The organism is Paenibacillus sp. JGP012, from assembly GCF_014203995.1.
In the GTDB taxonomy this organism is placed as follows: Bacteria; Bacillota; Bacilli; order Paenibacillales; family Paenibacillaceae; genus Paenibacillus; species Paenibacillus silvae.
In genome coordinates this window covers 1-1,245 of record NZ_JACHKG010000070.1, presented here as the reverse complement: position 1 = coordinate 1,245, position 1,245 = coordinate 1, and the positions used below count along the sequence as shown (strand labels likewise).

Genomic DNA, 1,245 nt, shown 5'->3' with positions numbered 1-1,245 from the left:
CACGCGTGTTGAATATCTAATTTATGTAAATTTATTTTGCTGAAACACCGAACTTAAAAAATGTTCATGTTGCATCACCAGTCGCCATTCGGCGGGTAATTGTTCCGTAAGGAACAAACGAAAAAATCGAATAAATGAAAGCTCCACATGCTTAGGTACGTTCATTTTTGCCGACTCAAAGAGGCTTTTGAGGATCACATAAGCGATTAAAGCACCGTACAACTGACCATAAACGGCGTTTTCCGTGGTTCCAAATAAGGTAGGCACATTCAGATTTTGCTTGATCCAACGGAAAAAGACTTCGATTTCCCAGCGGGCTTTATACATTTGTGCAATTTGCTCACCGCTGACTTCCATTAAGTCCGTAGCCACTCGAATTTCTCGACCCTCGTAATCCTTAAAAACCACCACCCGGTGACGTTCCTGGCTTCGATTTTGGGGCGTACCTAGCTGGCATGAGATGTCCCGGATCACATTCGATTCCTCCGATGGATGTCTACGGAGAGAGCGAGGCTCGTGCAAATTAACGTTATCGCGGAGCCTGACTACATAAGACTGCTTGCTCGTTTTGAAGCGATCCAGTCGCTCCAGTTTTCCATAGGCTCGATCCATGATCATAATAAAATCGGGATGCACGAGTTGCTCTGAAAGGGGTCCATCATGAAGTGATCCAATCGTTTCTACGACCTTTTCAGGTACATGCTCCGTTTCTCGAAGGGCAACATGAAGCTTGACCCCTGCTCTTTTGCCATGGTATGGCGCCCAAGGCAGTCGAGTTTCGCCTACCGTCACCGTGGTCGAATCGATGAGAAGAAGCTCTTTAGGAAAAGCGAGCTGCCGACGAAAACGGCGATTCTTTTGCGAAACCAAACGATGAAATAACGCTTTAAACAGCGAATAAGGCACTTCGGCCGCTTTCGTTGAAATGCGTGAATAATGAGCTGATTTAAGCCCTGCCGATTCGGCCAAGTCCGCTCCACTTCGGTAACTTTTCCACCGATGCACAGCGGAAAGTGTCCAAAACCCGAGTAACCAATGAACTGAAAATTGGCGTGATGTATCCTGATATCCTGCATTCTCAGCAGCCTGTGCTACTGTTTCGGGTGAGAGAAAGGATTGAAGAAACGAGAGAAATCGGTTAGAATTTTTCATGGAACCGCCACCTTTCGGAGTTTGTAGGGGTACAAACATTTTACCGAGGTTGCGGTTCTTTTTCTACCTTTTATTGGTTATTCAACACGCGTG

The 1,245-nt window shown here is 46.1% G+C and carries 1 protein-coding gene; it reads right to left on the bottom strand.

All coding sequences use genetic code 11. The features are described from left to right. Window positions 1–21: 21 nt before the first annotated feature. Window positions 22–1,152, bottom strand: coding sequence for an IS4 family transposase (locus tag HNR77_RS29880; RefSeq protein WP_184191741.1), 1,131 nt, complete (start codon window positions 1,150–1,152; stop codon window positions 22–24). Window positions 1,153–1,245 lie beyond the last annotated feature (93 nt).

Excerpts from the sequence above, each read along its gene's own strand:
- HNR77_RS29880 (WP_184191741.1), bottom strand. The coding sequence starts at position 1,152 with ATGAAAAATTCTAACCGATTTCTCTCGTTTCTTCAATCCTTTCTCTCA.